16 protein-coding genes and 1 riboswitch are annotated in these 13,242 nt (G+C 59.4%); of the genes, 7 read left to right on the forward strand and 9 right to left on the reverse strand.

The window, feature by feature from the left end; genetic code table 11:
• Both AB3N39_RS07530 and hpxK read left to right on the forward strand, forming a co-directional pair.
• Nucleotides 1–1,242: an alanine--glyoxylate aminotransferase family protein gene (locus tag AB3N39_RS07530; protein ID WP_136194660.1), complete on the forward strand. Its 1,242-nt coding sequence runs from the start codon at nt 1–3 to the stop codon at nt 1,240–1,242.
• Complete coding sequence (gene hpxK / locus AB3N39_RS07535; RefSeq protein ID WP_325813313.1) at nt 1,239–2,501, forward strand: allantoate amidohydrolase; 1,263 nt, start codon at nt 1,239–1,241, stop codon at nt 2,499–2,501. Before AB3N39_RS07530 ends, hpxK begins: the two co-directional genes overlap by 4 nt.
• Here the strand turns inward: hpxK and AB3N39_RS07540 are convergent.
• The gene (locus AB3N39_RS07540; RefSeq protein ID WP_133294136.1) at nt 2,467–3,468 is read right to left on the reverse strand and encodes a magnesium transporter; all 1,002 of its coding nucleotides are present in this window, start codon (nt 3,466–3,468) and stop codon (nt 2,467–2,469) included. The two genes, hpxK and AB3N39_RS07540, sit on opposite strands and share 35 nt — an antisense overlap.
• Nucleotides 3,469–3,528: 60 nt before the next feature.
• Nucleotides 3,529–3,698: riboswitch (M-box (ykoK) riboswitch) on the reverse strand.
• Nucleotides 3,699–3,856: 158 nt separating this feature from the next.
• Here AB3N39_RS07540 and AB3N39_RS07545 point away from each other — a divergent pair.
• Nucleotides 3,857–4,360 carry a DedA family protein gene (locus tag AB3N39_RS07545; protein ID WP_133294137.1) on the forward strand — a complete coding sequence of 168 codons (504 nt, stop codon included), beginning with the start codon at nt 3,857–3,859 and terminating at the stop codon, nt 4,358–4,360.
• A gap of 1 nt (nt 4,361) precedes the next feature.
• On the opposite strand, the gene AB3N39_RS07550 is transcribed toward AB3N39_RS07545, so the two are convergent.
• Nucleotides 4,362–5,111 carry an SDR family oxidoreductase gene (locus tag AB3N39_RS07550; protein WP_133294138.1) on the reverse strand — a complete coding sequence of 250 codons (750 nt, stop codon included), beginning with the start codon at nt 5,109–5,111 and terminating at the stop codon, nt 4,362–4,364.
• Between the two features lie 100 nt (nt 5,112–5,211).
• Between AB3N39_RS07550 and AB3N39_RS07555 the strand changes: the two genes are divergently transcribed.
• Nucleotides 5,212–5,571 carry a helix-turn-helix domain-containing protein gene (locus AB3N39_RS07555; RefSeq protein WP_023335206.1) on the forward strand — a complete coding sequence of 120 codons (360 nt, stop codon included), beginning with the start codon at nt 5,212–5,214 and terminating at the stop codon, nt 5,569–5,571.
• Between the two features lies 1 nt (nt 5,572).
• Here the strand turns inward: AB3N39_RS07555 and AB3N39_RS07560 are convergent, their stop codons facing one another.
• Together AB3N39_RS07560 and AB3N39_RS07565 are read right to left on the reverse strand one after the other, a co-directional pair.
• Nucleotides 5,573–6,367, reverse strand: coding sequence for an SDR family oxidoreductase (locus tag AB3N39_RS07560; protein ID WP_248173411.1), 795 nt, complete (start codon nt 6,365–6,367; stop codon nt 5,573–5,575).
• Between the two features lie 125 nt (nt 6,368–6,492).
• The gene (locus AB3N39_RS07565) at nt 6,493–6,936 is read right to left on the reverse strand and encodes a helix-turn-helix domain-containing protein (protein ID WP_111964502.1); all 444 of its coding nucleotides are present in this window, start codon (nt 6,934–6,936) and stop codon (nt 6,493–6,495) included.
• Nucleotides 6,937–7,088: 152 nt separating this feature from the next.
• Between AB3N39_RS07565 and agp the strand changes: the two genes are divergently transcribed.
• The gene (gene agp, locus AB3N39_RS07570) at nt 7,089–8,330 is read left to right on the forward strand and encodes a bifunctional glucose-1-phosphatase/inositol phosphatase (protein ID WP_133294140.1); all 1,242 of its coding nucleotides are present in this window, start codon (nt 7,089–7,091) and stop codon (nt 8,328–8,330) included.
• A gap of 33 nt (nt 8,331–8,363) precedes the next feature.
• Here agp and AB3N39_RS07575 read toward each other — a convergent pair whose 3' ends face one another.
• Nucleotides 8,364–8,591: a YccJ family protein gene (locus tag AB3N39_RS07575; protein ID WP_008499832.1), complete on the reverse strand. Its 228-nt coding sequence runs from the start codon at nt 8,589–8,591 to the stop codon at nt 8,364–8,366.
• Between the two features lie 20 nt (nt 8,592–8,611).
• On the reverse strand, nt 8,612–9,208 hold the full coding sequence (gene wrbA / locus AB3N39_RS07580) for an NAD(P)H:quinone oxidoreductase (protein WP_023311076.1): 597 nt from the start codon (nt 9,206–9,208) through the stop codon (nt 8,612–8,614).
• A 391-nt stretch (nt 9,209–9,599) separates the two neighbouring features.
• Between wrbA and AB3N39_RS07585 the strand changes: the two genes are divergently transcribed.
• A complete protein-coding gene (locus tag AB3N39_RS07585) occupies nt 9,600–9,770 on the forward strand; it encodes a general stress protein (protein ID WP_023311077.1) in 171 nt (56 codons plus the stop codon).
• A gap of 117 nt (nt 9,771–9,887) precedes the next feature.
• Complete coding sequence (locus tag AB3N39_RS07590) at nt 9,888–10,811, forward strand: DMT family transporter (RefSeq protein ID WP_133294141.1); 924 nt, start codon at nt 9,888–9,890, stop codon at nt 10,809–10,811.
• On the opposite strand, the gene rutG is transcribed toward AB3N39_RS07590, so the two are convergent.
• The 3 genes from rutG to AB3N39_RS07605 are packed head-to-tail and all read right to left on the reverse strand — an operon-like array spanning nt 10,799 to nt 13,237.
• Entirely contained in the window at nt 10,799–12,121 is a 1,323-nt protein-coding gene (gene rutG, locus AB3N39_RS07595) for a pyrimidine utilization transport protein G (protein ID WP_133294142.1), read from the reverse strand. The two genes, AB3N39_RS07590 and rutG, sit on opposite strands and share 13 nt — an antisense overlap.
• A gap of 21 nt (nt 12,122–12,142) precedes the next feature.
• The gene (gene rutF, locus AB3N39_RS07600) at nt 12,143–12,637 is read right to left on the reverse strand and encodes an NADH-dependent FMN reductase RutF (RefSeq protein WP_133295414.1); all 495 of its coding nucleotides are present in this window, start codon (nt 12,635–12,637) and stop codon (nt 12,143–12,145) included.
• A 9-nt stretch (nt 12,638–12,646) separates the two neighbouring features.
• Nucleotides 12,647–13,237, reverse strand: coding sequence for a malonic semialdehyde reductase (locus AB3N39_RS07605; protein ID WP_111964497.1), 591 nt, complete (start codon nt 13,235–13,237; stop codon nt 12,647–12,649).
• Nucleotides 13,238–13,242: the final 5 nt, after the last annotated feature.

A 13,242-nucleotide genomic window follows, 5' to 3' on the forward strand; every position in this document is an offset into this window, starting at 1 on the left:
ATGGATATCGCACACTTTCCGCAAATCAACCCGCCGCAGCGCCTGCTGATGGGGCCGGGCCCGATCAACGCCGACCCGCGCGTGCTGCGCGCCATGTCGAGCCAGCTGATCGGGCAGTACGATCCGGCCATGACCCACTACATGAACGAGGTGATGGCGCTCTATCGCGGCGTATTCCGCACCGAAAACCGCTGGACGATGCTGGTGGACGGCACCTCCCGCGCGGGAATTGAAGCCATTCTGGTCTCCGCCATCCGCCCGGGAGATAAGGTGCTGGTGCCGGTCTTTGGCCGCTTTGGCCACCTGCTGTGCGAAATTGCCCGCCGCTGCCGCGCGGAGGTGCATACCATCGAGGTGCCGTGGGGCGAGGTGTTTACCCCGGACCAAGTCGAGGATGCGATTAAGCGTATTCGTCCGCGCCTGCTGCTGACCGTGCAGGGCGACACCTCCACCACCATGCTGCAGCCGCTCGCCGAGCTGGGCGCGATCTGCCGCCGCTACGACGTGCTGTTTTACACCGATGCCACCGCGTCGCTCGGCGGTAACGCGCTGGAGACCGATGCCTGGGGGCTGGATGCCGTCTCGGCCGGGATGCAGAAATGCCTCGGCGGCCCGTCTGGCACCTCGCCGATCACCCTGAGCGCGCGCATGGAGGAGGCGATCCGCCGCCGCAAATGCGTTGAGGAAGGCATACGCACCGACGCCCACCGCGACGGCGACGAGGAGATGATCTACTCCAACTACTTCGATCTCGGCATGGTGATGGACTACTGGGGGCCGGAACGTCTTAACCACCACACCGAAGCCACCACCGCGCTGTTTGGCGCCCGCGAGTGCGCGCGTCTGATCCTGCAGGAGGGGCTGGATAACGGCATCGCTCGCCACAGGCTGCACGGCGATGCGCTGCTGAAGGGCATTCAGGCGATGGGGCTGGAGACCTTCGGCGACCTGAAGCACAAGATGAACAACGTGCTGGGCGTGGTGATACCGCAGGGCGTCAACGGTGACCAAGTGCGTAAGCTGATGCTGGAGGATTTCGGGATTGAAATCGGCACCTCGTTTGGCCCGCTGCACGGCAAAGTTTGGCGCATTGGCACCATGGGCTACAACGCACGCAAGGACTGCGTGATGACCACCCTGAGCGCGCTGGAGTCGGTGCTCAACTACCTGAAATTCTCCACCACGCAGGGGGCCGCCATGCAGGCCGCGTGGGACCACTATCGCCGCGAGACGCCGCAATGAGCCCGGCGGCAGAGCGGGTGATGGCGCGCGCCGACGCGCTGGCCGCCATCAGCGAAACCCCGGACGGCCTGACGCGGGTCTATCTCTCCACGCAGCATCTGCAGGCTAACCAGCTGGTCGGAGAGTGGATGCGCCAGGCGGGCATGACCGTCTGGCAGGACAGCGTGGGCAACATCTGTGGACGCTATGAGGGCGCGCAGGAAGGGGCGCAGGCGGTGCTGCTCGGCTCGCATCTTGATACCGTGCGCAATGCCGGGCGCTACGACGGTATGCTCGGCGTGCTTGCCGCCATTGAGGTGGTGGACAGCCTGCACCAGCAGGGTGTGCATCTGGCGCAGGCCATCGAGATTGTCGGCTTTTGCGACGAAGAGGGGACCCGCTTCGGCATTACGCTGTTAGGCAGCCGGGGCATCACCGGCACCTGGCCGCAGGGCTGGCTGGAGAAAGCCGACGCCAGCGGAATCAGCGTGGCGCAGGCGATGACCCTGGTGGGGCTCGATCCTGCACGCGTGTTGCATGCCGCGCGCCGTCAGGAGGATTTCAGCGCCTATCTGGAGCTGCATATTGAGCAGGGGCCGTGCCTTGAGCAGGAGGCGCTCGCCCTGGGCGTGGTGCAAGCCATTAACGGCGCGCGTCGTCTGAACTGCCGCTTTACCGGCGAGGCCGGGCACGCGGGAACCGTGCCGATGCACCACCGCAGGGATGCGCTGGCCGCCGCCGCCGAGTGGATGGTCATCATTGAAAACGCTACACGACAGCAGGGCGGAAACCTGGTGGCGACGGTTGGCGAACTGCGCTGCCTGCCGGGGGCGGTGAACGTGATCCCCGGCGAGGTTCAGCTCTCGCTGGATATTCGCGGCCCGCAGGATGCGCCGCTGGATCGGTTGCTTAACGAGCTGCTGGAGCATGCGCAGGCGATCGCATCGCGCCGCAATCTGGACTTCAGCGCCGAGGAGTTTTACCGCATTGCCGCCACGCCGTGCGATACCCACCTGCAAAACGTGCTGGAGGAGGCGGTCAAATCGGTACAGGGTCGCTCGCTATCGCTACCCAGCGGTGCGGGCCACGATGCGATTGCCATCGCGGAACGCTGGCCGGTCGGCATGCTGTTTGTGCGCTGCAAAGGGGGCGTCAGCCACCATCCGGCGGAATCGGTGATGGCTGAAGATGTCGCCCTGGCGATTGAGGCGTTTTCGCGAGCGGTGATCCAGCTGGCGGACCGCGTTACTCCAGCCCCAGCGTATATTGCGCGATCTTAAAGTAGATAATCAGCCCGGTACCGTCGATAAGCGTCGCAATAAACGGCGCGGAGACGACAGCCGGGTCAATGCCGCAGCGCTTGAGCACCATCGGAATGACGGACGACACAATCGCACTCCAGAGCGTAATGCACACCAGCGTCAGGCTGACGATGAGCGTAATCTCCAGCCCAATCCCCATCATCCAGGCGCGGATACACCCGGCGATACCGAGCGTGGCGGCAATCATCAGCGAGGTGGTCATCTCTTTACGTAGTACGCGGCCAACGTCGCGCAGACGCACTTCCCCCAGCGCCATGGCGCGCACCAGGGTGGAGGTGATCTGCGTCCCGCTGTTGCCGCCCGTGCCGATCAGCAGCGGAATAAAAAACGCCAGCGCGATGGCGGACTCCAGCGCCTCTTCGAAATGCTGGATCACCGAGCTGGTGTAGGCTTCTGCGACAAAAAGCAGCAGCAGCCAGACGGAGCGTTTCTTCCACAGGCTATACGGACTGGTATCCAGATAGGGCTTCTCCAGCGGTAGCGTCGCCCCCTGAAGCTGGGCGTCTTCGGTGACGTCATCTTCCAGCAGATGGGCGATTTCGCGCTCCGTCAGGCAGCCGACTAGCTTGCCGTGGGTGACCACAGGCACCACATCCGCGCCGCCGTGCGCCAGCAGTCCGGCAACGTCGGCACGTTCATCCTCCGGTTTGACCTGCAAAAACTGCGAAATCATCAGCGATTTCACCGGCTGGACCGTGTCGGCGGTTTGCAGCAATTTACGCACGGCAATCATGCCCGCCAGGCGACCATTGTCTTCAATAAAAATATAAGACGGAATATCGTCGTCTTTTAATTTTTCGAAGAATTGCTCGCGCGCCAGCGCTACGCATAATGAAATATCGAGGACAATAAAATCGGTATTCATATATTGCGCGACAGCGCTGTCATTGAATGCCAGGTTTTGATTGTGAATAGCGTAAGACATAGTGAATTCCCTTTGAATAATAACATCTCTCAGGGGCGAGCAAGACAGGGCATGTCGAAGAGGAGATCCCCACGTCCTGGGTTCAGCACTGTACACCGTATCCCGTGAGGGAAGTTATACTGACAAAGCCTTGATTCGACAGTGCCTGTTTTACCCTGTGCCGGTTCTCTCGAACCTACCAGAGCGATAACGTGTATTTGTACAGGAGCCTCGCCATAACGAGATCGTTGTAAAACGAGGAAAATAATACGCCTGTTTAAATTTACCGCTCAGGAAATTAAATAATGTTTAAGAACGGTTTAGATAAATATTATTAATAAAGCGTTGAGGGTTTATTTAGGTTTATTCATTTTAAATGGAGGATTAAATAATTAACGGAGGAGAGAGAATGGCGTGGCTTGATAATCTGCTGAATCATTTTGCGCTGTATCCGGCACATCTTTTCGCGCTGTTATTTGTGATGGCGCTGAGTAAATCGACTGTGCTGATCTCCTCCGTGCTGCCGCCCGCCTCGGTGATGCTGCTGGCGGGCATTACCGTCAGCCAGGGAAGCATGCATCCTGCGTTGGCATGGCTGGCCGTAGTGATGGGGGCAACGGCGGGATCGGTGCTGAACTACCACTTAGGGCAGCTGATGGGGCACACCCGGCTGGTCGCGCGCTTTACGTCGAAGCATGCCGCTACGTTTTTTCGGGTACAGCATCAGCTGCAAAAGAACGGCGTCATCGCACTGTTTACGTCGCGCTTTCTGGCGGTGCTGCGTTACATCGTGCCGCTGGCAGCGGGTATGCTCAGGCTGAACGCAGTTAAGGTCTACCTCGTCAGCCTGCTTTCCGCCTGCGCGTGGGCGGCGCTGTATGTCGGCGCGGTCACCGGCATCAGCGCCTTTTGAGTTACAGGCTCCCCATTCCGCCGTCCACCAGCAGCTCGGTTCCCACCGTGTAGCTCGACTCGTCGGACGCCAGATAGAGCGCGGCTTTTGCCAGCTCCGCCGTTGAGCCCATTCTGCCGAGCGGCACCAGCTTGATGATTTCCGCCATCATCGCGTTAAGCGCCTCGTCGCTTAAGCCCGTTTTGGTAAACGCCGGGGTCTCCACCGGACCGGGGCTCATGCCGTTGACGCGTATCCCGCGCGGCAGCAGTTCCGCCGAGAGCGTGCGCGCCAGCGACAGCAGGGCGGCCTTGCTCGCGGCATACACGCTGCTGGTGGGCAGGCCGATGCGCGCGCTCACGGAGCCGCAGAGGATCACCGACGACGGGTTATTCAGCAGCGGTAGCAGCGCCTGAATCAAAAAGAACGGTCCCTTCAGGTTGATGCCCATCAGGCGATCCCAGGTCTCTTCCCGCCACTCTTCCAGCGGCGCGTGCGTTACGTCGCCGGCGTTGAGAAACACCGCGTCCAGGCGCGGCCAGCGGGCGGCGAGGGTTTCCGCCAGGGCTTTTTGCGACGAGATATCGCCCGCATCGGTTGGGATTACCCAGGCCTTATCGCCAAGAATGCGTTCTGCTTCGGCGAGGGTGTCCGGGTTACGCCCGGTCACGGCGACGCGCGCGCCTTCGGCGATAAACGCCTGCGCGGTGGCGAGACCGATGCCACTGGTGCCGCCGGTAATCAGCGTATATTTATCTGTTAAACGACCCATATTCTTCTCCTGAAATGTCACTGGAGAAAGCACTATAGAAACGTTAGTATCGAAAGGAAACCAGGTACCAAATGGATACTAAAGAGGCAAGAGGTGTGCTATGGCAGAAATGCTGGAGGTGTGCTGTGAAAAAAAATCTGAGGCCTATACCTGCCCGATGACGCAGTTTGTGAACCTGATTTCCGGTAAATGGGCGATCCCCATTCTCTATCGCCTGATTGTCTTTAATACGCCCGTACGCTTTGGCGATCTGCTGCGGGCCGCAGCCCCCATCACCCAGAAAGAGCTGACGAAGCAGCTGCGCCTGTTTGAGCAGCGCGGGCTGGTGACGCGGACGGTCTACCCGGAGATCCCGCCGCGCGTGGAGTATCAGATAACCGAGCTGGGGTTAACCCTGCAGGACGCACTCTCCCCGCTGGCCGCCTGGATGAGCGAGTACGGCGACCAGCTTGAGCGTTAGGCTACTGTTTTACGTAGCGCGGTGCCGGAATGCCGGTGCGCGCGCTGTTGAACAGCTCAAGGCGCGCCGCTTCGTAGCGATCCCACAGGCCAGCGTCATGCATCGGCGGGATGGTGATCGGTTCACCCTGATCCAGACCCGCCAGCGACGCATCCACCATATCGTCGGTGGTCATCACCGATCCTTCCGGCAGATCGTCCACCGTGACGCCTGAATGGCTCCAGATTTCAGTCGCCGTGGCGGCAGGCAGTACGGCCTGAATGCGCACGTTGCTGTCGGCAAATTCTTCCTGTAACCCACGTGTAAAGCTCAATACCCACGCCTTGGTGGCGCTGTAAAGCGCGCTGCCCGCCCGGACGTGCAGGGCCAGCACGGACGCGATATTGATCAGCGTGCCGCGATTGTTCTGCGCCAGGCGCGGCAGGATGGCGTAGGTCAGACGCATCAGCGCCGTGGTGTTCAGGGTATTGATGGCCTGATGCTGCGCCACCTCGCCCGCGAGGAACGGTGCCATCTGCGCGGTGCCCGCGTTGTTAACGAGCGTATCAATGGCGGTATTGCTGCGCAGCTCTTCTTCCACGGCGCGGATCCCGGCTTCATCGGTGAGATCGGCAACCAGAATATCGACGGCCACGCCATAGCGCGCGCGAAGGTCGGCGGCGAGGATTTTCAGGCGATCCTCGCGACGGGCGACCAGCACCAGGTTAGCGCCGCGCGCGGCAAGGCGGTCAGCATAGACGGCACCGATCCCGGAAGAGGCACCCGTAATCAGGGCTGTGGTGATTTGCGTAGTCATCGTGTGTTACCTCAAAGCAAAGTGGGTTATTTGGTTTCAATATGAAACTGAATAAACTCTCTGCTATTTGGTTTTATAATGCAACCATATTTGCGAGCAATTTGTGCTTTTGCCGTCGGGAACGGTCAGGAGGGGAGTTTAGCCACGATCTCTTCAGGCGTCAGTTCGCGCCCGTCGTCGGCGATAAGCGCCAGTTTACGCAGAGGTTTGCGCTGTTCGGTATCGACCAGCACGGTGCCGCATTCGTTTTCCGCGAACAAAAACTCGTTGCCCCACTGGGAGAGGGCAACCAGCACCGTTTGCAGGGCGCGCCCTTTATCGGTCAGGACATACTCCTGCCAGGCGCTGCCGTCAGACGCGGGCTGAAGCCGGAGGATGCCCTCGTCGACCAGCAGTTTTAGCCGCGTAGTCAGCATATTTTTTGCGATACCGAGGCTTTTCTGGAACTCGCCGAAGCGTTTAATCCCGCGTAGCGCGTCGCGAACAATCAGCAGCGACCACCAGTCGCCTATAATATCCAGCGAACGGGCGACGGGGCAGGTGCTCTCTTCAAGGCGGGTACGTTTCACAGCGAATTCTCCGGTGGGGTGTGGTTTTATTATAAAACTAATCTGCACGCGTCGTAAGCATGTTAATCATCAGTTTGAGAAATGCTTCCCGGAAAATTGTCACGAATCTGTCACACTGAACGCGACATTTTAAAACGAGTGAGGAATTAGGGATGAGAAAAGCACTACTCGCGCTGGCAGTCGCCGGTTCCATTTCAGCAACGTTTGGCGTGCAGGCGCAAGAGACGCCGGAAGGGTATCAGCTGGAGCAAGTTTTAATCATGAGTCGCCATAACCTGCGCGCGCCGCTCGCTAATAACGGCAGCGTGCTGGAGCAGTCCACGCCGAAGCAGTGGCCGGAGTGGGAGGTGCCGGGCGGTCAGCTCACCACCAAAGGTGGCGTGCTGGAACTCTATATGGGCCATTACATGCGCGAGTGGCTGGCGCAGCAGGGGATGGTGAAGACGGGAGAATGTCCAGCGGCGGATAGCGTTTATGCTTACGCCAACAGCCTGCAGCGTACCGTCGCCACCGCGCAGTTCTTCATTACCGGCGCGTTCCCGGGCTGCGATGTGCCCGTGCACCATCAGGAAAAAATGGGCACCATGGACCCGACGTTCAACCCGGTGATTACCGATAACTCGCCGGAATTCCGCGAAAAAGCGCTCAAGGCGATGGAGACCGAGCGGCAGAAAATGCAGCTTGGCGAAAGCTATAAGCTGCTTGAGCAGATGACTAACTACGCCGATTCGCCGTCCTGCAAAGAGAAAAAAGTCTGCTCTCTGGCGGACGCAAAAGATACCTTCAGCGCCGACTATGAAAAAGAGCCTGGCGTATCCGGGCCGCTGAAGGTGGGTAACTCGCTGGTGGACGCGTTTACGCTGCAGTATTACGAAGGCTTCCCGGCCGACCAGGTGGCCTGGGGAGAAATCAAAACCGACCAGCAGTGGCGCGTGCTGTCGAAGCTGAAGAACGGCTATCAGGACTCGCTGTTTACCTCAACCGAGGTGGCGCAAAACGTAGCGAAGCCGCTGGTGAAATATATCGATAAAACGCTGGTCACCGACCAGGCTAAAGCGCCTAAGATCACCCTGCTGGTGGGACATGATTCGAACATTGCTTCCCTGCTGACGGCCCTGGATTTCAAACCGTATCAGCTGCACGATCAGCAGGAACGTACCCCGATCGGCGGCAAGATTGTCTTCCAGCGCTGGCATGACAAAAATGCCAACCAGGAGCTGATGAAAATTGAGTATGTCTATCAGAGCTCAGAGCAGCTGCGCAACGCCAGCGTGCTGTCGCTGCAGTCGCCTGCACAGCGCGTGACGCTGGAGCTGAAAGGCTGCCCGGTAGATGCGAACGGCTTCTGTCCTGTTGATAAATTCAATGCGGTGATGAATAACGCGGCGAAGTAAGAGAGACCCCCCCGCTGCGGCGGGGGGAAACGCTTAGACGTTTTTACGTTCGATGGTTTGCTCGCCCCAGAAGAGCGAGTCTTTATCCGTTTTTTCGAAGGCGCGCACCAGCACCTCATCGTTACCTTCCTCCCAAATCTGCTCGGCCAGCTTTTCATCGTATTTCGCGACTTCAAAGATAGCTTCGGCAATCTCCGGAGAGGTGTTGCGTAAACTTGCCCATTCGCCCACGTGGTGAGCTTTGGATTCTTGAGTTGGCATGCTTGTCCTCCTGTTGGGTGTTAGCCGTTCAGTTTTTTGGCCAGACCCGCGACGTATTCACCCTGATAGCGGGCGATAGACAGTTCTTCATTGCTTGGCTGACGTGAGCCATCACCACCGGCAATGGTGGTTGCGCCGTACGGCGTACCGCCACGCACCTGGGAAATGTCAAACAGCTCCTGCGCGCCGTAGCCAATCGGCACAATCACCATCCCGTGATGAGCAAGGGTAGTCCAGGTTGAGGTAATCGTCTGCTCCTGACCGCCGCCGGTGCCGGTTGAGCTGAATACGCTGGCGAGTTTGCCGTAGAGCGCGCCGGATGCCCAAAGCCCGCCGGTTTGATCGAGGAAGGTGCGCATCTGGCCTGACATATTGCCGAAGCGGGTCGGGGTGCCGAAGATAATGGCATCATAATCCGCCAGCTCCTGCGGGGTGGCGACCGGGGCGTTTTGCGTTTTCCCCCCGGCTTTCAGGAAGGCTTCCGCCTGCATGGTTTCCGGTACGCGTTTCACCACAACCTCAACGCCGTCAACCCTGTTTGCACCTTCTGCTACCGCGTGAGCCATGGTTTCAATGTGTCCATACATGGAATAATAGAGCACCAGAACTTTTGCCATTTTGCTTCACTCCTCGTTGGTTTCTCTGACAGCGGATCGCTGCGCTCTTTTAAAGATATGCCATCACGGCCAGACTGCAAAAATGAACGCCATTTATTTGATTTATAACAACATGAGTAGAAAAATGGCTTTGTAGCAAAATGATACAACTTTCCCGGTGCGGATTTTTAAAATGATAAGAAAGGCTTATGCATCCCCGCCGCGTCATCTCACCTGAAAGACTGAGATCATGTTGCAGGATATTACCTGTGGCTTGCCGGACAGCCTCAGTCCACTAAGCTTAGTTTCACGCGGCACAGATTGAGGCGTCGTCCTTGCGCCGCGAGGTGAAAGAATCCTCTTTTACTGAATGCAATATGATGTCTAATGTTTCACACTCTGGAGGTTAGAGATGGCAAACCATCGTGGTGGTTCAGGTAATTTCGCTGAAGACCGTGAAAGAGCATCAGAAGCAGGTCGTAAAGGTGGCCAGCACAGCGGGGGCAATTTTAAAAATGACCCTCAGCGCGCATCAGAAGCTGGTAAAAAAGGGGGGAAAAACAGCCACGGCAGCAGTAAGTAATACGCCGGGTTGAACCTCTGCCGCCGGGGTCTCCCGGCGGTTTTTTTATTTCTGCAACATTGAACTGTAACCAAAGGCAACGCACACTACAGAATTGTTTTCTCTTTCTGGTGTCGCATGTCTGTCTCACGCTTCAAATTCTCCGTTAAACCGCAGGAAGCCATCCTCATTCTCATCACCATGTTCTGGGGCGGGACGTTTCTGGCCGTTCAGTACGCGGTGACCCTCAGCGATCCGTTCTTTTTTGTTGGCCTGCGCTTTGCGACGGCGGCGCTTGCCGTGGGGCTAATTTCGCTTAAAACGCTGAGGGGGCTGACGCTGAAAGAGCTTAAGGCCGGCGTGGCGATTGGGGTGGCGATAGCGATGGGCTACAGCCTCCAGACGTGGGGATTGCAGACCATCTCCAGCAGCAAATCCGCATTTATCACCGCCATGTATGTGCCCCTGGTGCCGCTGCTGCAGTGGCTGTGCCTGGGCCGGCTGCCGGGGCTGATGTCCTGTATTGGCATCGTGCTGGCGTTTATCGGTCTGATTTTGCTGGCCGGGCCGGAAAATAACCTGCTGGCGCTGGGGCCGGGCGAAATCATTACCCTGATTGGGGCGATCGCCATTGCGGCGGAAATTATTCTGATTAGCGCCTGGGCGGGCAAGGTCGACGTCAAACGCGTAACGGTGGTGCAGCTCGCCACGGCGTCGCTGGTGGCCTTTGCGACGATGGTTCCGGCAGGGGAGTCCGTGCCGCAGATGTCCACCGGTCTGGTAGTGGTCGCACTGGGGCTGGGTATCTTCAGCGCCATTATCCAGGTCACCATGAACTGGGCGCAGCGCAGTGTCTCGCCGACGCGGGCAACGGTGATCTACACCGGTGAGCCGGTCTGGGCAGGCATTTTCGGGCGACTCGCCGGCGAGCGTTTGCCGCTGCTGGCCCTGGTGGGCGCGGCGTTTATTGTCGCCGGGGTGCTGGTGAGCGAGCTGAAGCTCAAGCGGAAGAAAAACGCGCTGCCAGAAGATGACAGCGCGACGTTAAATCACGAATCCTGACGCACCACCTCGCCCTGCGGCGCAGCGGCCATCCGGCGGCTCAGCAGGGCGTTAAGCAGGATCGCGCCGAAGGTTGCCGTGCCAATCCCGCCGATCGTAAACCCGCCCAGCGTCAGGGCAAAATCGCCTGCGCCCAGCACCAGCGTGACGGCCACCATAATCAGGTTGCCGTTCTGGCTGAGATCGACCCGATGCTGCACCCAGATACGCGCGCCGGCCACCGCGATCAGCCCAAACACCACGATTGAGGCCCCGCCGATGACCGGTGACGGAATGGTGTGGATCAGCGCGCCGAACTTCGGCGAGAAGCCGAGCAGCATCGCCATCACCGCCGCCGCGACAAAGACCAGCGTCGAATAGACTTTGGTTACCGCCATCACGCCGATGTTTTCGGCATAGGTGGTAACGCCGCTGCCGCCGACGGAACCGGAGAGCATGGTCGCCAGCCCGTCGCCGACGAAAGCGCGGCCCATGTACGGGTCCATACTGCGCCCGGTCATCCCCGCGACCGCCTTCAGGTGACCCAGGTTTTCCGCCACCAGGATCACCGCCACCGGTGCGATAAGCATCATCGCCTGGGTGTTAAAGGTGGGCGAGGTGATTTTCGGCAGGCCGAACCAGGCGGCCTGATGCAGCAGGGTAAAATCAACCGGCTTGCCCAGACCAAAAACGTTCGCCAGCACGGCGTAGACCAGACAGGCGAAAATCAAACCGACCAGGATCAGCAGCCGCTGGATCATGCCTCGCGTAAACACCGCCACCAGGCCGATGCACAGCACGGTCACGACGGCCATCCAGCTTTCAAACGGCGAGCCGGAGACGCTTTTCACTGCAATCGGCGCAAGGTTCAGGCCAATCGCCATCACCACCGCGCCGGTGACAACTGGAGGCATCATGCGTTCGATCCACCGCGTGCCGATCTTCATTACCACCAGACCTATCAGGGTATATACCAGACCGCAGGCGATGATGCCGCCGAGGGCCACGCTCAGGTTGGGGTTGATTCCCTGGCCGTTAAACCCGGTGGTGGCGATCACCACGCCGACAAAGGCGGCGCTTGATCCCAGATAGCTGGGCACGCGCCCGCCGGTGACAAAAAAGAACAGCAGGGTACCGATACCCGACATCAGAATAGAGAGGTTGGGATCCAGTCCCATCAGCATCGGCATCAATACCGTGGCGCCAAACATGGCGACCGCGTGCTGGACGCCCATCACCATCGTCTGCCCGAGCGGGAGTCGTTCATCCGGCGCGACCACGCCAGCTTCTGTGGAGGTCGATTTCAACTGCCAGTGGGGAAATCCGAACATGATCTGTCTCCTTAAAGCGGGTTAACAGGCGGGTCGCATAAGCGCGTGGTAGCCGCGGTCAAACCACACCAGGCCTTGCGGCGCGGGGTGGCGAATAATCGAAACGATGTCGCAAAAAAGAATGTCGTGCGTACCGACGCTCACGACCTGGCTGATCCGGCAGTCAAACGAGGCCAGCGCCTCCTCCAGGCGCGGACAGCCCGTGTCGCCCGTTTGCCAGCGGGCGGCGGCGAAGCGTTCTTCCATCGGCGTTTTGCCGCCAAACAGGTTTGAGAGCGGCTCCTGTCCGGCGCTGAGGGTATTGACGCACAGGGTGCGGTTTTCGCTGAACGTCGGCCAGACGGACGCGCCGCGGTTCAGGCACACCAGCAGGGTGGGCGGTGAATCCGTGACGCTGCACACCGCGCTGGCGGTGAAGCCTGCCATCCCCGCCGGGCCGTCGGTGGTGATGATATTCACCGCCGCGCCAACGCAGGCCATAGCATCGCGAAAGGTTTGTTTATCCGGTGTCATCATCATCGCTCCTTACGCCAGCCCGCAGGCATCGTCGAAGGTCAGGCGCGGCAGGCGCCCGTAAAGTTTGCCCGGGTCGCCGTAGCCAATGTTGATCAGCAGGTTGCTTTTAAGCGTCGTGCCGGTGAAAAAAGCCTCGTCGACCTTTTGGCGGTCAAAGCCCGACATCGGGCCGGTATCCAGCCCCAGCGCGCGACAGGCGAAAATCATGTAGGCGGCCTGCAACGAGCTGTTGCGAAAGGCGGTCTCTTCCGCCAGCGCGGGGCTTGCGGTAAACCAGCTTCGGGCATCGCCGTGCGGGAACAGTTCAGGCAGGCGCTCGTAGAATTCACCGTCCCAGGCGACAATCGCCGTGACCGGAGCGGTAAGCGTTTTCTCCAGGTTGCCGCTGGAGAGCGCCGGGCGCAGCTTCTCTTTTCCCTCAGCGCTTCGCACAAACACAATCCGCGCCGGGGAGCAGTTGGCGGACGTGGGCCCCCATTTCATCAGGTCGTAGATTTCGCGCAGCGTCTCGTCGCTGACGGCAATATCCTGCCAGCCGTTATGGGTGCGGGCGCCGGTGAACAGCGTTTCCAGCGCGGCGGGGGTAATGGCTTCGCTCATTAAAG

Origin of the sequence: Enterobacter vonholyi (genome assembly GCF_040834095.1) — a bacterium.
In the GTDB taxonomy this organism is placed as follows: domain Bacteria; phylum Pseudomonadota; class Gammaproteobacteria; order Enterobacterales; family Enterobacteriaceae; genus Enterobacter; species Enterobacter vonholyi.